15 protein-coding genes and 6 pseudogenes are annotated in these 17,745 nt (G+C 59.6%); 10 read left to right on the forward strand and 11 right to left on the reverse strand.

Annotated elements, in window-relative coordinates; translation table 11 throughout:
* Window positions 1-689 (forward strand): DsbA family protein (locus EN742_RS01725; protein ID WP_148670011.1); only part of this gene is annotated, 689 nt, incomplete at its 5' end.
* Window positions 690-893: 204 nt separating this feature from the next.
* Window positions 894-1,034 (forward strand): hypothetical protein, encoded by a 141-nt coding sequence (locus EN742_RS37790; RefSeq protein ID WP_166488030.1) that lies wholly within the window; start codon window positions 894-896, stop codon window positions 1,032-1,034.
* 399 nt (window positions 1,035-1,433) lie between these two features.
* Here EN742_RS37790 and EN742_RS01735 read toward each other — a convergent pair whose 3' ends face one another.
* Window positions 1,434-2,627, reverse strand: coding sequence for a TlpA disulfide reductase family protein (locus tag EN742_RS01735; protein WP_245492236.1), 1,194 nt, complete (start codon window positions 2,625-2,627; stop codon window positions 1,434-1,436).
* A gap of 714 nt (window positions 2,628-3,341) precedes the next feature.
* On the opposite strand from EN742_RS01735, the pseudogene EN742_RS01745 reads away from it, so the two are divergent.
* Window positions 3,342-3,663: pseudogene (locus EN742_RS01745) on the forward strand (hypothetical protein); the annotation flags it as partial.
* Here the strand turns inward: EN742_RS01745 and EN742_RS40165 are convergent.
* Window positions 3,660-3,803, reverse strand: a complete 144-nt coding sequence (locus EN742_RS40165) for an aldehyde dehydrogenase family protein (protein ID WP_277569149.1) — start codon at window positions 3,801-3,803, stop codon at window positions 3,660-3,662. The pseudogene EN742_RS01745 and the gene EN742_RS40165 sit on opposite strands and share 4 nt — an antisense overlap.
* Between EN742_RS40165 and EN742_RS40170 the strand changes: the two genes are divergently transcribed.
* On the forward strand, window positions 3,802-4,164 hold the full coding sequence (locus tag EN742_RS40170; RefSeq protein ID WP_348632836.1) for a hypothetical protein: 363 nt from the start codon (window positions 3,802-3,804) through the stop codon (window positions 4,162-4,164). The two genes, EN742_RS40165 and EN742_RS40170, sit on opposite strands and share 2 nt — an antisense overlap.
* A gap of 131 nt (window positions 4,165-4,295) precedes the next feature.
* Here the strand turns inward: EN742_RS40170 and EN742_RS40175 are convergent, their stop codons facing one another.
* The 9 genes and pseudogenes from EN742_RS40175 to EN742_RS01780 form a co-directional block, all read right to left on the reverse strand.
* Window positions 4,296-4,949 carry an aldehyde dehydrogenase family protein gene (locus EN742_RS40175; RefSeq protein ID WP_348632837.1) on the reverse strand — a complete coding sequence of 218 codons (654 nt, stop codon included), beginning with the start codon at window positions 4,947-4,949 and terminating at the stop codon, window positions 4,296-4,298.
* 869 nt (window positions 4,950-5,818) lie between these two features.
* The gene (locus EN742_RS01755) at window positions 5,819-6,316 is read right to left on the reverse strand and encodes a helix-turn-helix domain-containing protein (protein WP_051695337.1); all 498 of its coding nucleotides are present in this window, start codon (window positions 6,314-6,316) and stop codon (window positions 5,819-5,821) included.
* A gap of 19 nt (window positions 6,317-6,335) precedes the next feature.
* Window positions 6,336-6,392: pseudogene (locus tag EN742_RS40180) on the reverse strand (hypothetical protein); the annotation flags it as partial.
* Between the two features lie 201 nt (window positions 6,393-6,593).
* Window positions 6,594-8,432, reverse strand: coding sequence for a HipA domain-containing protein (locus tag EN742_RS01760; RefSeq protein WP_128332343.1), 1,839 nt, complete (start codon window positions 8,430-8,432; stop codon window positions 6,594-6,596).
* A gap of 267 nt (window positions 8,433-8,699) precedes the next feature.
* Window positions 8,700-9,275, reverse strand: a complete 576-nt coding sequence (locus EN742_RS01765; RefSeq protein ID WP_348632838.1) for an insulinase family protein — start codon at window positions 9,273-9,275, stop codon at window positions 8,700-8,702.
* Window positions 9,276-9,321: 46 nt separating this feature from the next.
* A pseudogene (locus EN742_RS40185) lies at window positions 9,322-9,531 on the reverse strand (hypothetical protein); the annotation flags it as partial.
* A gap of 48 nt (window positions 9,532-9,579) precedes the next feature.
* Window positions 9,580-9,869 (reverse strand): annotated as a pseudogene (locus EN742_RS01770) (insulinase family protein); the annotation flags it as partial.
* Between the two features lie 69 nt (window positions 9,870-9,938).
* Window positions 9,939-11,192, reverse strand: a pseudogene (locus tag EN742_RS01775) (IS256 family transposase).
* Between the two features lie 105 nt (window positions 11,193-11,297).
* Window positions 11,298-12,034 (reverse strand): annotated as a pseudogene (locus EN742_RS01780) (KUP/HAK/KT family potassium transporter); the annotation flags it as partial.
* Window positions 12,035-12,074: 40 nt separating this feature from the next.
* On the opposite strand from EN742_RS01780, the gene EN742_RS01785 reads away from it, so the two are divergent.
* The 6 genes from EN742_RS01785 (at window position 12,075) to EN742_RS01805 (ending at window position 17,457) form a co-directional block, all read left to right on the forward strand.
* A complete protein-coding gene (locus EN742_RS01785) occupies window positions 12,075-13,079 on the forward strand; it encodes a magnesium transporter CorA family protein (RefSeq protein WP_029354811.1) in 1,005 nt (334 codons plus the stop codon).
* Window positions 13,080-13,158: 79 nt separating this feature from the next.
* Entirely contained in the window at window positions 13,159-13,410 is a 252-nt protein-coding gene (locus tag EN742_RS01790; protein WP_281034928.1) for a DsbA family protein, read from the forward strand.
* Between the two features lie 288 nt (window positions 13,411-13,698).
* Window positions 13,699-14,076, forward strand: coding sequence for a hypothetical protein (locus EN742_RS39050; protein WP_236387759.1), 378 nt, complete (start codon window positions 13,699-13,701; stop codon window positions 14,074-14,076).
* Window positions 14,040-14,507, forward strand: a complete 468-nt coding sequence (locus EN742_RS39055) for an omptin family outer membrane protease (protein ID WP_245492240.1) — start codon at window positions 14,040-14,042, stop codon at window positions 14,505-14,507. The genes EN742_RS39050 and EN742_RS39055 overlap by 37 nt, the downstream gene beginning before the upstream one ends.
* A gap of 1,305 nt (window positions 14,508-15,812) precedes the next feature.
* Complete coding sequence (locus EN742_RS01800) at window positions 15,813-16,151, forward strand: helix-turn-helix transcriptional regulator (protein WP_029354813.1); 339 nt, start codon at window positions 15,813-15,815, stop codon at window positions 16,149-16,151.
* Complete coding sequence (locus EN742_RS01805; protein ID WP_128332345.1) at window positions 16,141-17,457, forward strand: HipA domain-containing protein; 1,317 nt, start codon at window positions 16,141-16,143, stop codon at window positions 17,455-17,457. Before EN742_RS01800 ends, EN742_RS01805 begins: the two co-directional genes overlap by 11 nt.
* Window positions 17,458-17,745: the final 288 nt, after the last annotated feature.

Here is a 17,745-nt window from a genome sequence, read left to right on the forward strand (position 1 = left end):
ATCCCATGCTGAAGGTTGTCTACAAACATTGTCCGGGCAAGAGACCGGGTTCCAAATTTGCCGCACTGGCGGCGCTCGCCTCCAGCAAACAGGGAAAATATGAGGCGTTCCATCACGCCCTTATGGCTGCTCGCGGCCAGCTCAGCCAATTCGACATCTTGACTATCGCACGACACGTTGGCCTCGAGGTTGAGCAGCTCAAGCGGGACATGGAAGACCGCGCCATCGAAAACGTCCTCGAGCGCAATTGCGCGCTCGCCAAGGAGCTGTACATCAACGTCACGCCGGCGTTGGTTCTCGGCGACGAAGTGATTTCAGGTGTGCTCAAGATTCACACGCTGGAACGCTTCATCGCCAAAGAGCGGGAAGAAGCTAAGCGTCGTGCCGGATCACAACTTCGGCATTTTGACAGCGTGGCGGCCGGTGCGATCCCGTTCTTTGGCCACGAGTGCCGCTTCTCGCGCCGGGCCAAATCTCTTATATGGCCCGGCAACGCGGTGCTAGCGTGCAAAGTCCTGCATTCAGCTCGCTTTCCTCAACTTGGCCGAACGCGATCGCACAGCTCGGGATCTATTCAGCCGGTCCTGGTGTTTCCGTTCCGCCATCGGCGTCTTTCACCGAAGCCTCGCCAGAAGATAGGCGGGAGGCGCGCCGACGCCTGCTTCAGATCGCGGCCGGCGCGACGATGATCGTCATGGGCTCTCGCCCCCCTGGGGTGATCGTACAAGTCCCGATTGTCAGAAGAATCTGTTGACGTGGACGCCTCGGCGCCAAGCTCGCGCCACCTGTCGACAGCGCGGCCCTTGGCGTGTTGGATAAAGCCGCAAAGCGGTTGCAAGAAATCCCGTTCGGATTGACGAAAATGACGGTGGCCGCACCCATGCACCTCGATCATGCCATTCAAGGCCGAGGCTCTGATCGAGGTCACCTCATTGAGGATGACGGCGGCCGGAATTGCCTGGATCAAGCAGCCAACCGTGGTGCGCGACACCTCATTTATTGAATTGAGGGTGGCGCCGGTGTTCCGGCATTGAAGTCCTGATATCAATTGTGCGACAGGCTGCCTCATCGAACCGCTGGCGGAGGCAAGCGTGGGCTGCAGCACCAGATCACAGGCATGCCGCCAGCGAGGCCATCCCATGTGCTTAATGGCCATGCCGCCAAGATCGAATTCGCTACCCGCATGAAACCTTGGTGTGGTGGAGGTGTTGAGAGGCACCTGCGCTAGGCTGGCGAACGGTTAGAAGCGGGCAAAACCCGTAGCTCAGCTCATAGCCCGCCTAAACAAAGGCGGGCATCGTAGAAGGCCGCAGTCCTTCGGACTTAGGTCCAAAAGAGCGGCCCAGGTGATTTCGCAAGCCGGGCGGGGGTTTGCGCCGTTCGCATCAAGAGCTGTCCGCCCGGCCAATTCTGTCCCTCACATAAGCTGGCGGTCAGCCGCAAACGGTATACCAGCTGTCGAATCGGCCATTGTTTGGAGCCGCACACAGAGCGCCGTAACAAACCTTCTCACCCTTGAAGTAGGCCAGGAACTGCAGCAAATGCGATATTTCGTCCTGTTCATCTTGGTCCCGGATACGCTCCGGACCGCCCTGCGATTTCAATGCCATCTCGATCAACTCGATCGCCCGATCTTTGTTGCCGCTCTCGTGATAGTACAGGGCTGCCAAACGATAAGGCAGGAGCTTACGTTTGTCGCTTTCCGGGGGATTCAGTGCCAGGATGTGTTCGGACAGCTGTTTTCCCATCGCCAAGCGCTCAGCAGACGGAAAGTGCGAATGGTCAAGGTTCGGAAAGAAGAGCTCGTCTAACGCCGCAACCATCCAATTCTCGGAGTTTCTGTTGATCGCGTCGCGAACGAATTGGCGCATGACGGGCAAGCCGACCTGCATGTCCTTCATTTTGTGAAGCAACAGATTCACATGAGAACGGCGGAAACCGAGGTTGTCCGGCATCAAGGCGATGCCTTCTTCGATCGCCGAGAGCGCCGTCTTCCAATCCTTTTTCTCGACCGCCGCCCGATATCTGTCCTTGATCGGCTTCTTCAGCGCTTGTTCGCGCGCTATGGGTTCGCCTTCCGCGATCCGCTCCGCATCGGCGGATTTTGCCTGATCGCTGGTGCGCCAGCTGCCGTTAAGCACCTTCGGCAAGACCTCATCGAGTTCCGTCGGTTGACCAATAAAGGCGATGCAGCCGTCTCGGTCGACCACGAAACTGGTGGGAATCCAGAAAGAAAAGCTGGGCTCCATCCAAAGCTTGTCCATTTCGCCTGTGGAGTCGAATGCGATCCGATAGTTCAGATTCGGGAACTTTTCCGTCAACCAAGCGTCCAACGTGCTTCGGGCCTCATCGGCCGTTGGAGCGCGTTCACTAGCCGCGACTCCTACGATCTCAACGCCGCTTTCCCTGTATTTCTCCTGCAGCTGCATCAGATGGGGCATCCCGTCCACACACGAACCGCACCAAGTTGCCCAAAATTCGACGATGTACACTTTGCCGGGCTCGAAGCTGGTGAGGGGCTCGCCACGCAGCCAGGTTTCCGCTTGAATCGAAGGAGCCGGGGACTCGATCTGCAACACCACGTTGTTCTCCAAAGCCGTTGTCAAAGGTTGTGAGATTTTCTGCACGAGCTTATTTCCCTCTCAGAGACGGCACACGGTTCAGGGGAGAGAACATCCTCGTCTGCTCCATTGCATACCGTCCTGCTGCAAGCGTTGCAAGGTCCATGCCAGCGGGCTCAGCGCGCAAGTGCATGAATATGCTTTGAAAACCCTCCGCAGTGCCCGGATGGCGGTTGGATTGAACCTGACAAGTTTCTGCCTTTGTCAGGTTTTGAACGCGCATTGCCCGTGTTTCGCGCCGCCAGAAAAGCCTGGCCCATCCGCACGATCCTGAAGCCCAAACCGTCGAACACGTGCGACACCGCCGCAATATGTCGTGCCATGCATCGATGCCAAGCGCCTCGGCGTTGAGCTCGCAGCTTGCCAGAACATCATCGACGAGACGTTCAAGCTCGACCCGGGAACGGGAAAACGGCCCGAGGTTTGGCCTTGGTCGGGACGGCCGAACGGCAATATCGCCGAGAGGGAAAGACGCAGAAGAAGATCATCACACCCGGCGAGCCGAAAGTGTCGGCAAGCCATCGCAGAAGGCAGCAAACATGCAGGCCCGACGTATCGCTGGGCGATCTGAGGGAGTGGCATACGTTGCGCGCCTGGTGCAGAAATTGCTCGCATCATGCCGAAGTAAGGTCGGCCGCGCTAATCCGCCGGTATGGCAAAGGCGCACTATTCAGCACGGTCGAGGGCACTTGGTTGCCCGGGAATTGAACCGGCTCATCACTGGTCAGTGATAATGCCAGCGAGTTCATCTCGAACGCCATCCTCTCCTGCGCGGATCAGAACCGGTCGAATGGCATTCCATGCGCATGGCAAGCATCGCTATCGCCTGTGGCGCGCCGACTGCAACACCGCGCGGCCGCACTCCCAAATCGCCTGGCAGACACCGGCCAAGTTCGCCACCACCTTCAATCCGCGACGGTCGCTCGCGCTGCGCTATGCGAAAGGCTCCGCGCCAGCCCCCGTCGCTTCACCCGCCCAGCAGCGCACAACCCACGCCGGAAACGAACCCAAAACTGGAGAAACTCGGGGCGACGTCATTTAGATTCCACCCATGCAGAGGTACTTCATTTCGAGGTAGTCTTCGAGCCCGTGGCGGGAACCCTCCCGCCCGATGCCGGACTGCTTCATGCCGCCAAAGGGCGCCGCTTCCGAAGACATACGCCCCGTATTGATGCCAATCATGCCATATTCCAATGCCTCGGCCACGCGCCAGACACGCCTCAGGTTCGAGGCATGGAAAGGTGGCGAGCCCGTAAATCGTGTCGTTTGCCTCACAGACAACCTGATCCGCATCGTGGAAGCGGATGATCGGCGCCAACGGCCCGAAAGTCTCCTCTTGCGCAACCGCCATGATGCTGGAGATCTCGGTGAGGACTGTGGGTTTGAAAAAGGTGCCATCCTTGCCGATACGTTCGGCCCCGCATCGAATTATCCCACCCTTGGCAACGGCATCTGCGATGTGGGACTCGATCTTGGCCAAAGCATGCATGTCGATGAGTGGTCCGACGTCCACTCCCGGAGCGAAGCCGTCGCCAACCGATAAGTGCTCCACGAACTTCTCGACGAACTCATCGTGAACGCTCGATTGGACGTAAAGCCGGTTCGATGAAACGCAAGTCTGGCCGGCATTGCAGAACTTCGCCTGGATCGCGCCGTCAACCGCAGCGTCAATATCTACGTCGTCGAAGACGATGAAGGGCGCATTGCCGCCGAGCTCGAGGCTGACCTTCTTGATCTGGTCCGAGCACTGGCACCAACCTCGGTGGAGCCTGTAAAGCTGATCTTTCGGACCTTGGCATTGGAGCAGAGTTCGCGGCCCCACGCGATCACCTTCGGACGCATAGACCAGGTTGACGACGCCGTCAGGAAAGCCGGCTTACTGCGCGAGGGCAAACATTGCACCTGCGTCTGTTCAGCAGGTTTGAGCACGATCGCGCAGCCCGCCGCCAGGGCCGGCGAGATCTTGCGCGCCACCATCGACGCTGGGAAATTCCATGGCGTAATCGTGCCGACGACACCGATCTGCTGCTTGATCACCATCATCCGACGGTCTGTAGACGGTGCGGAGATCGTCTCGCCATAGATGCGATTGGCTTCTTCGGCGTACCATTGCAGATACGCGGCCGCATGCGAAACCTCCGACTTGGCTTCGGCAAACGGCTTGCCCATTTCCGCAGTCTGAATCGCGGCGAGATCGCCTGCATGGTCGATGATCAGCTGATGCCATCGCCAAAGAATGTCGCTGCGCTCTCGGGCGGTCAGCGCCGCCCATCCAGGCTGCGCGACATAGGCCTTGTCTACCGCAGCCCGTGTCTCCTCCACGCCCATGTCGGAAGTTCTGCCAGCACTTCGCCGCTCGACGGGTTGAGGACCACAAATGTCTGCTCGCGAACTGACGTGCCAAGTGCCGGCAGGCGATGGACGGCGCCAAACAGGTCCGGGGATTTCAGGTGGCGGATCATCGGCAGGCACAGGGGCAAACCGGGTTCCTCTCAAAGGCAGCTGATATGTATAATCGGCAGAGCCTCGGCGTGTACTCCGCACCTGCGGGTTCCTTATAGGGCCTCGGCCATACGGCTGGTAGACCATTCCACTCAACTTGAAAGGGAGAATTCTTGAACTTTTCTGGTCGATGGCTTGCGGTTCTCATCAGGTGCAAACTGAACAATGGACATCGGCTTCCCCACCGCGCGTACCGGCCATCGGTCCGAATAGCAGCAGTGCAGCCAAATGCCTTTTTTGAGCATCATCGGATTTGAAATTGCTTTCAAAAGTCCTCGATCTTGCCGCCCCCCATCGCGAGCGCCACAAACTGGCGTGGAAAATCAAAAGGGACCACAATCGAGAATCAGCACGGTGATGCCTTCTTTGCGACCGTAGGCACGCAGATCATCTGCAAGCTGGGCTCGGGACCGTGCAGGTCGCGCCCCAAAAAACGAGAAGGGGGGTCGTTGTGGTGGAAGAAGTCGGGGATTTTCGAAAGAACGTCGTTTACGGCGGGTCGTCCCTGTAGAGCATTCCCCTCGAATGCGACCGCCTTCAAAGGAGGACTTGCCATCGACTCCACGCTGATAACCGCTGCTGGCAAGCTGGAACTCAATACCGGTTAATTGCACTGAGGGCGGCGGCAACCAGCCCTCGAAAACTTTTTGCCCGGGGGCTTAAGCTCGGAAAGAGTGTTCCTTATCATATGGTGTTCAAAGTAAATGGACGTGGTGCGTTTCCTGGGTTGAATCACATAAAGTAGTCTGTGTTAACGTCTGCCGTACCACGTTCCCTTGCCGGTTCCATGTTGGGGCTAGATGGTTTATTTCGACCAGGGTTGCCACATGTTTTTTGACGGTGTTCCGGTTTGCACCGGTCAGGTTGACGATCTCGCCAATGGTCATTCGCCCGCGCTCCTTGATGGCTTCAACTATTTGAAGGGAGAGTTCCGGAAGCGTGCCGAGCACGAGACGCTCGCGCTCGATTTTCTTCTCAAGCCGCTGCTTTTGCTGCTGAAGAGCGCGCAGGAAATAAACAGCCCAGGGCTGCCAATTAGGCCTCGGACTGCGGATCGTTTTTTGAGTTTGCCGAAGCGCCAGATAGTAGCCCTCCTTGCTGTTCTCGATCACGCTTTCGAGCGAAGAGTAAGGCACATAAGCATAGCCACTGCGCATCAGTAGAAGCGTCGTCAGAACGCGATAGCCTTCCATTGCCGTCCTGGAATGGATGGATCTCCAAAAAGACCACCGTGAACATTGCCACGACGAGCAGAGATCTCGACCGCATCGACTGCGCCAGCCCACGCCCGAAGGGATTGTGCAGACGATCGAGCGGCTACGTCGCCGGCGCTAGAAAATAGGCCCTCCACTGAGCATCTATCATTAGCCTGAACTTTCGAGCCCTTGCCAAGCTTTGTCGGGGCGGTCTCGCCCATCACGGCTGGGAAGTGCGGTCCATGGAAACCGGCGTATCAGTTAGATCGATCATCTATGCAAACCCTTCGATGCGTTCGTGGACAATCGCGCGCATTTGCTCCGCCATCTTCGCGCCTTGAGAGCCGTCTGATAGAGGCGGCGGCAATTCGAGGTGGTTGAGCGCGCGTGAGAGGGCTGCAACAAGATCGTCGATGCTGGTATCCGCATCGGCTGCCTTGAGGCCAGCCGTGCTCGCGAAAGCCTTGAAGTCGGCGCGCCGCAGACGATCGTCCTTGCCGTTTAGCTTGAGGGCCATCCGGTCTTTTTCGAGGCGTGGAAACACGCGAGTCGTGACCGCGTCGTAGAGCGGAGCCATGCGAACTGAGCTGAATTGCGTGCTGCCGGGCTCTGCGATTTCCAGCAGTGCCATGTTCTTCAGGTGCATGTCGCCATCGGCGATCAGCCAGGCGAATAAGGATCGCTTCAGGACAAGCAGGGCGTCTTCTTCGGGAGAGGTCGATAGCGGCCTTAGTGCCCGCGCGATGCGCTCCATCGTGCCGTCGTATTTTGCTTCGGTGGGCACGCCAAGTACCGAGCAGAAGTCCTCAAGCGCGAGCAGGTGTTTGTCCTCGAGGCTCGTTCTGATATCGAACCGCTCCACGAGTAGCGCCGGAGGCATCCCGTCAGGCATCGGGACGAGCGCTGTCGCGGGCGTCTTGAAACCGGCCGCGCTGCCCAAAGCGAGCGACTGCCATTCGATAACTGGCAGGGCCTCAAATCCGCCCGTACCCGCAGGTTTGAGAATGTGGGTAAAAGGCCGGCCGATACTGGGAGAGAGGGTGCCATCCGCACTGAGGAACATAGGCGCTTTGATCTGAACACCCGAAAGGCGAGGCGTATCAGTACGCTCGAATATCTGTGCGAGATTGCGTTCGAAACTCTGCTCCAGGTCGCCGCGACCCGGCCCTGCATACTGGCCAGTGAAGACAGTGTTTCTAGTGAAGCCATTGAGCCGGGTTAGCAGGATGTCGGGCGGCAGGGCGGAGAGATCGCTCGCACGCTCGACGATGGTGATGTTGGACATGTAGCGTTTTCCCGAGCGTAGCGTCGCGCGCTCGTCGCGGTCGTTCAACACTGACTCAAGCCAGCCTTCAGGCAGCAGCGACAGAATGAAAGGAGGGAGCTTGCCCGGCGTGGTCTGGCGAACAAGTGGCGGGCCTTGATCGTCTGCATTCCAGCGCCACTCAAAACCATCATGTGTGAGATTTCCGAGCGGAGCGCCGTGCCACGCCACGATCAGATCGAGCGCGGCTCCGTTGCGTGCCGGTTCTGTGGTCAGTGGAGGGCGGAGGAAAAAGCGCTCGGCGTGCTCGCCCTCGCGATACCACTGGTTCGCGCGGGCAAGCGCCCATGTCGCGTCGGCAGCGCCCTGGGCGCTGCCGTATTGTTCTATGAGGCGGTTCGCGATTGCCTCGCGCATCGTCTCGCCGATGGATGCCGCGTGTTCGCTGCGCAGGCGGAAAGCTTCGAGGAAGCGCTGGCGCATCGAGGAGACGTCGGCCCGGAATTCTCCCATTCCATCATCGACAATCGCTTGAGCGACTGATGGGTGGTCGGGAGCTGCGTTCTGAATGATTTCCAGCAAGCGCAAGCGCCTGCGCTGTATTCGTCGCCCGCTCAGGAACAGGCGGCCATCCCGGGTCGGGCCGAGAAGCACAGCGCTCGCCGCCGAGAGGTAAGCGTTCGGATACAGGTATTTGGCGATGCGGACGGCGTGCTTGAGTATCGTGGCCTCGATATCCTCCCCGGCATCGACATAGATGCCGCGCATTAGCTGGACGAGCTTGCCCGTTTCAGCCTGATAGTGGCTGCGGGTTTTATCGATGTTTTCCCCAACGAGGTGAAGGGCCATTTTCTAACTTTCCCGTATCTGAGATACGGGAAAGCTAGCATAATCCGCTTCATATTCAAGAGTTCCTAACTTTCCCGTATTTGGCATACGGAAAAGTTAGAATACTTTCTCGGAACGACGGCGTTCTCGGGTCGGGAATCGAACCACGGGAGAGAACCTGGTCTGCGAGGGCGAGCAGGCAGAACTCAAGGCGTTCATTCTGCCACACCATAGTCGGATCAGCCACACGTAGGTCGGCGAGTCCTTCAGCTATTGTAGAGCGTGGGATTATTCGCTGTCACGGGCCAACGCCCATAATCGCGGGCTCGGCCGAAAGCAGCTTCTTCGCCGCCGCCCTGCCTGGTCGAGGATCACCTGCTCAATGAGGGCCGGGCGGCGCTGGATGTAGTCTATGCCGAGTTTGTCGAGCTGCAACCCGACAAGCCTGGCGGAAATCGACCTGGAGGAACCCAGATTGTCGATAGCATAGGCGCCGATCAGATACTTCTTGCTCGCTTCGAGTTCGGCCGCTGTTGGGCCTGTGTCCACCAGCTCCTTGATTAGTTGTCTTATCAGGTCGAGCGTCTCGGCCGCCCTGTCGGCGCGCGTCGACGTCGTCACGACAAGCAGGTTGGAATGCTGGTAGCCTTCCAAGCTGGACGAGACACCGTAGGCAAGGCCGCGCTTTTCGCGCACTTCCTGGAACAGACGTGAGGTAAATCGTGAGCCTCCGACTATATCGTTCATCAGCTGTCCCGCGTAGAATTCCGGGTCGTTGCGTCCCATGGCGGGAAAAGCCAGCTGGAGCGAAGTCTGGGGGAGGGCGTATGCGACCTGTGTCCGCTCGCCGCTTCGGGGCGACATCAGGTACGGGGGCGAGCGCCTGTTTCTGAGGCAAATCGCCGAACAGCTGGTCGAGCCTTGCTCTCAGGGCTTTGGCATCTATGTCGCCTACGACCGCCACATTCAGCCCTTCGCGGGCGAAAGCGGCTTTGTGGAAGGCGCTTAGATCGGCGGGCGTTACGCTGGTCAGGCTCCCTTGGGCGATCTCGAATACGGATGCGTGCCGTAGATCCGCGCCGCCAGGCCAGCTCGGCGATCGCGTGAGGTTCGCGCTCATTGGCAATGATTTCGGAGAGAAGCTGGGCGCGTATGCGGTCGAAAACTGCTGGTATAGCCGGCTGCGGGTCCCGCCGCCGAGGATGTCGGCCAGCAGTCGAGCGCCTCGGCCTCGCCGGGTGCGGCCGTATGATAGGACGGCACCATCCATTGCGTGGAAAAGCGCGGCACCGAAATGCGCACGTCGGTCAGCGTCACCGTGCGCTTGGCGTTTTGCTCCGGCTCGACTGGGCGGATGCGGGTTAGACCAGGAGCCGTCGGCACGGTTCCCTACGTCTTATCGGCCAGCGCCTTGACCGTTTCCGGCTCGACATCGCCGGCCACCACCAGGACGGCGCTGGCGTCGGTGCCGTAGCGGATCGTGTTGGAATTTGGCGGAGCAGCCTCCGGTAAATTGAGGTTATCGGTTCATGCGGCGAGGTCAATCTGCTGATCGAGTGGCTTGGCGGGGAGCGTGTGCCATCCGTGGATTTTTCGCATCGAGATTTGGCCGGACGCAATCAACGCCCAGAACAACATTTGCCGCGGTTTCGGCCGAAGGCAGCACGGTCTGGGTCTTGATGCGCCGCTTGAACTCTTCATGCAGACGCTCAATCGCGTTTGTAGTTCTGGTGCTTTTCCACCGGCTCGGCGGCAGGCGCGTGAAGGCGAAGAGGCGCTCACCGGCCTCCTCCAGGCTGTCGGCCACCGCCCGGCACTTGAGCCGCCATTTGCGCAGGAACGCCTTGCGGCGGCTCTCGATCTCCTCCGGCGTGGCCGCGTAGATCATGTCGGTGTAATCGGCGCTGATCTCCTCGTGCAGGCGCTCGGGAGCGTGGGCGAGCAGGTTGCGGTGCTTGTGAACCGTGCATCTTTGAACCGGCACCCCGTCCCACAGCCCGGCGATCGCCCCGTCCAAGCCGGGTGCGCCGTCGACGATGGGGAACTCAGGGCGGCGGAGGCCGCGTGCGACGAGATCGTCGAGGATCGCCCGCCAGGCCTCGGTCGTCTCGCCGCCCATGTTCTTGACCGCGAGCAGGATCTTGTGGCCGTCCGCGCGCACGCCGATGACAACGAGCAGCGAGATCGAGGTCGCCTTGCGGTCGAGCCTGACACGAACCACCGTCCCGTCGAGGATCAGGCGCACGATCGGGCTCGTCGGCCAGCGAGCGACCCTTCCAGGCGTCCCAGTCCGTCTTCACCTTGCGCCAGGTGCGGCTGACGACGTCCTTGCCGATCGCGCCGCCGAACAAGGCGGCAAGCGCACGACGGACGCGTCGCGTGTTCGTGCCCGCCAGGTAGCTCGACGCGATCAGTGCGTCGGCGGCCTTCGTGCGCCGCTGATAGGCGCGCAGAGCCTTGCTCCTCCATTCCACCGTCTTGTCCTCGTCGACATCGAGGCGCGCCCGCGGAACCGTGATCTCAGTGGTGCCGAAGATCCCCGTCAGCGTGCGCGTCCGGCTGCCGTGGCGGTGGCCGGCGACACCGGTGGTCTCATCACTGGCGCGCCGCCGGCTGCCGGCCATAACGGGGACGGGCAAGCACCGCTTCCAACTCGGTCTCGAGCATCGTCTCGATGAAGCCGCGCACCCGCTCGCGCAGGCCAGCTTCGATCGGATCAAACCAGTTGTCGAAAAGATAGCTCGTCGCCTCATCCCCCGGATGAACGGCTTCGGCTTTCATGGTAGTCCTTGTCATGGCGTAGTCTCCTGTCCGGCACCGCAAGGCCGGATGATTCGAGGTTGACACCCCGGAGACTACGCCAACTCACAATTCCAACCACTCCCGCGACGGCACCTTGGCAGTCATCTGCTCGGCAACCAAATCGAGCGGGACTTCGCTCTTGCGGGACTTCTCGAAGAGGAGGCGGGTTCCGCGAACCCAAGTCATCACGACCACACGCCGGCGACAAGGATTGAGACCCAGCCGCCGTCGAGCACTTTCATGATATTCGCCGAGAAGAAGCCGACATCGACCACCCCGAAGACGAGCGCAAGGCCGAGCGCCGGGAGGAGCGTCCACCTCCAGATACGCCTCATCACGACGTGGAGCAGGATTGTCGTCACAACCATTTCGCCCGTGACCGATATGCCATAGGCTGACGGGAGGGCGCTGGACTCACCAAAGCCGATGACCGCAACATGACCGACCATGCGAGCAGCAGGTTGACGCGCGGCAGGTATATCTGCCCGAATTGCATTTCGGATGTATGCCGGATTTCGAAGCGCGGAAGCATGTTGAGCTGGACGGCCTGTCGCACAAGTGAATAAGCGCCGGAATCACGACCTGGCTGGCGATCACAGTTGCCGCCGTAGCCATCACCGCCATCGGCACCAACGTCCAGCCGTGGTCATCTCGAAGAATGGATGTCAGATCGTCCCGCCTCGGGAAAGAACGAACGCGCCCTGCCCGAAATAGCTAAGCAGCAGGCACGGAAATGCGATCGCCAGCCAAGCCAGCACAATCGGCCGGCGGCCAAAATGACCGAGATCAGTGTAGAGCGCTTCAGCCCCGGTTACGGAAAGGCTCCGCGGGCGGCATACTGCCTTGCCGAAGGAGCCATAAATGCTGCGCATCTACACGGGCCAGAACGGCCATCTGACAGCAATTGACGGCTTGCCGGAGGCCGAAGCTCTCGGTGCTCTCTGGCTCGACCTCCTCAACCCGACTGTTGAGGAAGTGAAGCTTGTTAAGGCGCATCTGGCCATTGATATCCCGACGCGCGACGAGATGGCGGAAATCGAGTTGTCGGACCGTCTTTATCATGAAGACGGCGCCGAGTTCATGACGATCACCGCGGTCGCGAATATCGAGGGCGAGGACCCTGTCAAAGCGCCGGTTACCTTCGTTATCAAGGGCCAGACGCTCGTCACTGTCCGCCACGCCGAACCGAAGCCGTTCTTGATCTATGCGGCGAAAGCACAGCGTACTAGCGGCCCTCCCTGCACGTCCGGCGAATTGGTGATGCTGGGTCTGATCGAAGCGATCATCGACCGCGCGGCCGACACGCTTGAGCGCATCGGCGACGAGATTGATGCACTCTCACGCGAAATTTTTCGCAACACGTCTCCGAGCGCCTCGAAGAAGACACGCAACCTTCAATCCCTTGTCGAGCGAATCGGCCGGAAGGGTGAGCTGCTGACGAAAATTCAGGAGAGTCTCGTGAGCATCGCGCGGCTCGTCGCCTACCATAGCGCGAGTGACTCGACCAGCTGGGCAGTCGCGTCGTCCGGTCGCAAGTTGCAGAAGGAAATCCGGCAACGTATCAAGCTCGTCCAGCGCGATGCCACGTTCCTCAGCGACCATGCGACCTTCCTGTCCAACAAGATCAACTTCCTGCTGGACGCGACGCTGGGTCTCATCAATCTGGAGCAGAACCAGATCATCAAGATTTTCTCGGTCGCTGCCGTCGTGTTTTTGCCGCCGACGCTGGTTGCCTCGATCTACGGCATGAACTTCGATGCCATGCCCGAGCTAAAATGGCTTCTGGGCTATCCTTTTGCGCTGGGTCTGATGGTGCTCTCCGCCGTGGTTCCGTATCTCTTTTTCAAGCGGCGCGGTTGGCTGTGAAAGGAAATAGGCTGGTTCGGGGCGCTTACTGAAAGTCCCACGTCCCGGAGCGGTCGCGCAGCTCAGCGAATTCGACATCTTGACTATCGCACGACACGTTGGCCTCGAGGTTGAGCAGCTCAAGCGGGACATGGAAGACCGCGCCATCGAAAACGTCCTCGAGCGCAATTGCGCGCTCGCCAGGGAGCTGTACATCAACGTCACGCCGGCGTTGGTTCTCGGCGGCGAAGTGATTTCAGGTGTGCTCAAGATTCACACGCTGGAACGCTTCATCGCCAAAGAGCGGGAACAAGCTAAGCGTCGTGCCGGATCACCAACTTCGGCATTTTGACAGCGTGGCGGCCGGTGCGATCCCGTTCTCTGGCCACGAGTGCCGCCTCTCGCGTCGGGCCAAATCTCTTATATGGCCCGGCAACGCGATAGTGGGCGGACCAAGCCGTTCTATGCAGCGCACCAGACAAAGGGCAATGACCAAAGCCGTCCCGGACATCGCATCGGAGTTCAACGTCTTTGCACCAATGCCCAGCAATGGTCGCCGCGACAAACAACGCCTGCGAACGGGCGCTGTGAGCCGCCGTCGTTCAACGAAAGATCACCAACGATATCCCGAGGAGGCCCCATGAATCGCTGCACATCAGCATTTGCAATTCTTGCTTTCGGCACGTTCTGCACATCGTCGACCATCGCCATGGCGGCGCATTCGACCACCTATTCAGCGCCCGACAAGAGCGTCGTGTTTCTTGGTGGCGTTGGCTACACCTGGCTAAAGGGCAACGAGCTTTTCTACGACGAAGTGGGCAATCGTATCAGCAAATTGATCTGGGAAACCGGCGCGCCGGTTCTGACCACCGGGCTAAAGGCCGAGGTCTGGAAGAACTGGACCATCTCAGCCAACGGCGTATTGCCGGACAGGATTGGTCGGATCAGTCAATCCACCCCGACACCCGCCTTGACCGCTACATCAACCTTGACATGGCAGCAGGCCCAGACTTCGTGATCAACGATGCCACGGTTATCAACCTTCATGGCGGCTTCAAATACACCAACATAAAGTGGAAGGCCTATGGCGGTTCGTACATATATAGTGGGGACGGCTTCGGCTTTCGCGAGGATCGCGGCAAGTTCCCGGACGGCGAACCGGTCATCGATTACGAACAGCGCTATTTCGGCCTGTTCCTTGGCGCGAAAGCGACCACGACGCTCGGGAACTTGACGCTCTCGGGTCTGCTCCGCAGCGGCTTCACCGTTGATGCAAGCGCTGTTGACCATCACTGGCTGCGCGAGGAGGGGCGCGGCCTGCGATTTGAGGACGACTTCTTCACGGTGCCGTTTATCTCGGCCGGCGCCAAGATCGATTATCAGATGACCGACCGCGCCAGCGTCTTCCTGGCCGGCAATGTCGACAAATATTTTCGCAACAAAGGCTAGAAAACGGCCTACAGCATCGCGACCGGCGAACAAGGAACCCACAAGGATAGCGCTGGCATGGACTTCTATGCCTTGACCCTGTCGGCCGGCTTCAAGCTGACGTTTTAAGCGCAGTCGTTTCTGACGCTGAGCACGTAAGACCATGCGTGCATTAAGGACGCACAATGCCTCTGCGCGCAATCCATTCAATCGCGGCTATCCAAGCGGCGCCGACGTTGGCCAGGATCTCAGGATTGTCCGGGCGGTCCGCCAGGCCTGGTATGGCCGGCGTGGAGGTGTTGTCCGCCGGTCATCCCGTCGATTTTAAGGTCCCGACGGCCGTCTGGCACCGGTGCGCGAGCCGCCAGAAAAGCGTGGCCTTCCGCGCGATCCCGAAGCCACAAACCGTGAGAACCCGTGCGACACCGCCGCATCACGTCGTGTCGTGCATCGATGCCAGGCGGCTCGGCGTTGAGCTCGCCGCACGCCAGAATAAACTTGGCGCTCCTCAAGATTGCAGAGTCAGGCTAGTGGGTTGCGTCCCGCGGCGTCGTCTCCCAGCGTCAACCGGATCGTCTCGGCAATCTCCTCATCGGGCGCGCCGGGACGCGGTTCATCGTAAAGGCTATCGAGCCGCTGTTCGGCAAAGCGCCGACGCAATGTGCCCACTGTGTTGGGCGTTGCACCAAGGCGTAAGGCAATTTCCTTGTTCTACATCCTCTCGCTGGCCAGCAGCACTATCCGCGCCCGTCGCGGCAGGCCTTGCGCCGTGCCTCGACGCCGGACCAGACCCTCCAGTTCACTCGGCTCTGCTGCGGAGCCAGCGCCTTGAGCAGCGGCCAACCTGGACTCGTCCCGTCCTCGAAAAGCAAATTGTTACGCAGATGCTTGTCCACCCTGACCCGAGCCATCCTCCTGCACGCTTTCGCCGTTGCGCGCGACGAAGACCGCAAATCTTCATCGCGCTTGGCGTAGTGGCACCAGGGACCGCCCATCGAATGACTCATGCGAGGCATCTCAAGGCTGTCCGCGGTCCAGCGCCAGATCTCCGCCTCGCCCGAGGCGCGCAGAGCTGGCCGGTTGTGCAGGAGCCGTAGGCAATATTCGCCGTTCTTGTTCGGATGGGTAACGCTTGCGTCTCCCGTCGCATTCTACCTCGCTTTCCGAACGTAGCCGTGATGCGAACTCTTGCTGCATATAAAGTCGAATCAGGGGGATTTGGATCATACGATACGGAGGCTTGACTTTGGCAGTCGCTCTGCGACATTACCTATATAAAGGTCGAAATGAAGTGATATGGCTCATGGATAGGTCACGGAGACCCGAATGACGGCAACGCATAAACGCACCTATTCGCGCTACGCAATGGAAGCGCTTGGCCTTTTCGGTAAGACCATCCGGCTGGGCCGGATGCAGCACCGGTTAACCGCACAGGAGTTAGCCGAGAGAATCGGTGTTTCACGCAGCACCCTGCAGCGCATCGAGAAGGGCGATCCCAAAGTTGAAATCGGACTGATGTTCGAAGCTGCTGCCATTGTCGGTGTGAAGCTGTTCGATGCCGACGGCAAGGGCATCACAGCCCTCACAGGCCGCATGGACGATCGCATCGCGCTGCTGCCGAAGCACGTCTACAAGGCCGGCAAGCAGATCGTCGATGAGTTCTAAGGTCCCCAAGTACGACGAAGCCTATGTCTGGGTCTGGCTGCCGGGCGAGACCGCGCCGGTTGTCGCCGGGCGGCTATATGCCCATGACGGACTCGTCAGCTTCAACTATGGCAGGAGCTTTCGTGAACTGGGCAGCGCGATCCCGCTTTATCTCCCGGAACTGCCCCTGAAGGCAGGCGAATTGCCTTTGCTTCCTGGCCTAACCATGCCGGGATGCATCCGCGATGCTGCCCCCGATGCCTGGGGACGACGGGTTATCCTAAACCGAAAATTCGGTGTGAAGGGCGATGAAATCGCGCGGCTCGATATTTCAGAACTGACGTTCCTGCTGGAATCAGGCTCGGACCGCATCGGCGCGCTCGATTTTCAGTTTTCGCCGACGAATTACGAGCCGCGCGCACTGGCCAATGCCACTCTCGAAGAGCTTGTCCAATCGGCGGAGCGGGTAGAGAAAGGTATTCCGCTCACCCCCGAATTAGATCAGGCGCTGCATCACGGCAGCTCGATCGGCGGCGCAAGGCCAAAGGCGCTGATCGAGGACGACGCCGTCAAGCATGTCGCGAAATTTTCCTCGTCTGCCGACCTTTACAGCGTCGTCAAAGGAGAATTCATAGCCATGCGGCTTGCCGCCTTGTGCGGCATCAGAGCGGCATCCGTCTCGCTCGTTCGCGCCGCAGGCAAGGACGTGTTGCTCGTCGAGCGATTCGACCGGATCAAGGTCACGGGCGGCTGGCAACGCAAATCCATGGTCTCAGCGCTGACGATGCTCGCGCTCGATGAGATGATGGCGCGTTACGCCAGCTACCAGGATTTGGCGGAGATCATTCGCCACCGATTCACCGCGCCGTCGGAAACTCTGCGCGAGTTGTTCGGCCGCATTGTCTTCAACATACTTTGCGGCAACACCGACGATCATGCCCGCAACCATGCGGCATTCTGGGACGGGGCTAAGCTCACCCTCACGCCTGCTTACGATATTTGTCCGCAGGCCCGCAGTGGCCAGGAGGCCAGCCAGGCCATGCTCATCAGCGGCAATAACCGCATGAGCCGGATCGCGTCGTGCCTTGAAGCCGCGCATCACTTCCTGCTCAGCGCGCCGGAAGCTCTTGCGATTGTTGAAGGCCAGCTCCGATGCATTGCGGAGAATTGGCCGCGTGTCAGCGAGGAAGCTGCGCTATCCGGCACAGATCGCAATCTGTTCTGGGGCCGACAGTTCCTCAATCCCTACGCTTTTACGGCGCTGGAAGGGAGCGCCGACGTTCTCCGCGCTCTGGCTGACGAACTACGCAACAGTGTTCACGCCTGATCCGGCGCTGGATTTCGGACAAGCTCGGCAAGCGCAAGACGCCCACAATATGGACAATCCTTGCCGTGCCAGCACGAAGTCATGAACAGACGGCTCTTCGACAGCGACAACGTGCACTGCGGAGAGATGTGGAGCTGACAACGCAAGAGCCCACAGACGCGCGACTTCCCACGATACAACTCCACATAACTGAGCGTCTACAAGCGCTGCAGCCAGCGTAACATCCCGCCATCATAGCGATGATTGTCTGATCTTTTGCCGATGACATCACGTCGGGAAAGACTTGTT

The organism is Mesorhizobium sp. M4A.F.Ca.ET.020.02.1.1 (assembly GCF_004022645.1).
Lineage (GTDB): Bacteria > Pseudomonadota > Alphaproteobacteria > Rhizobiales > Rhizobiaceae > Mesorhizobium.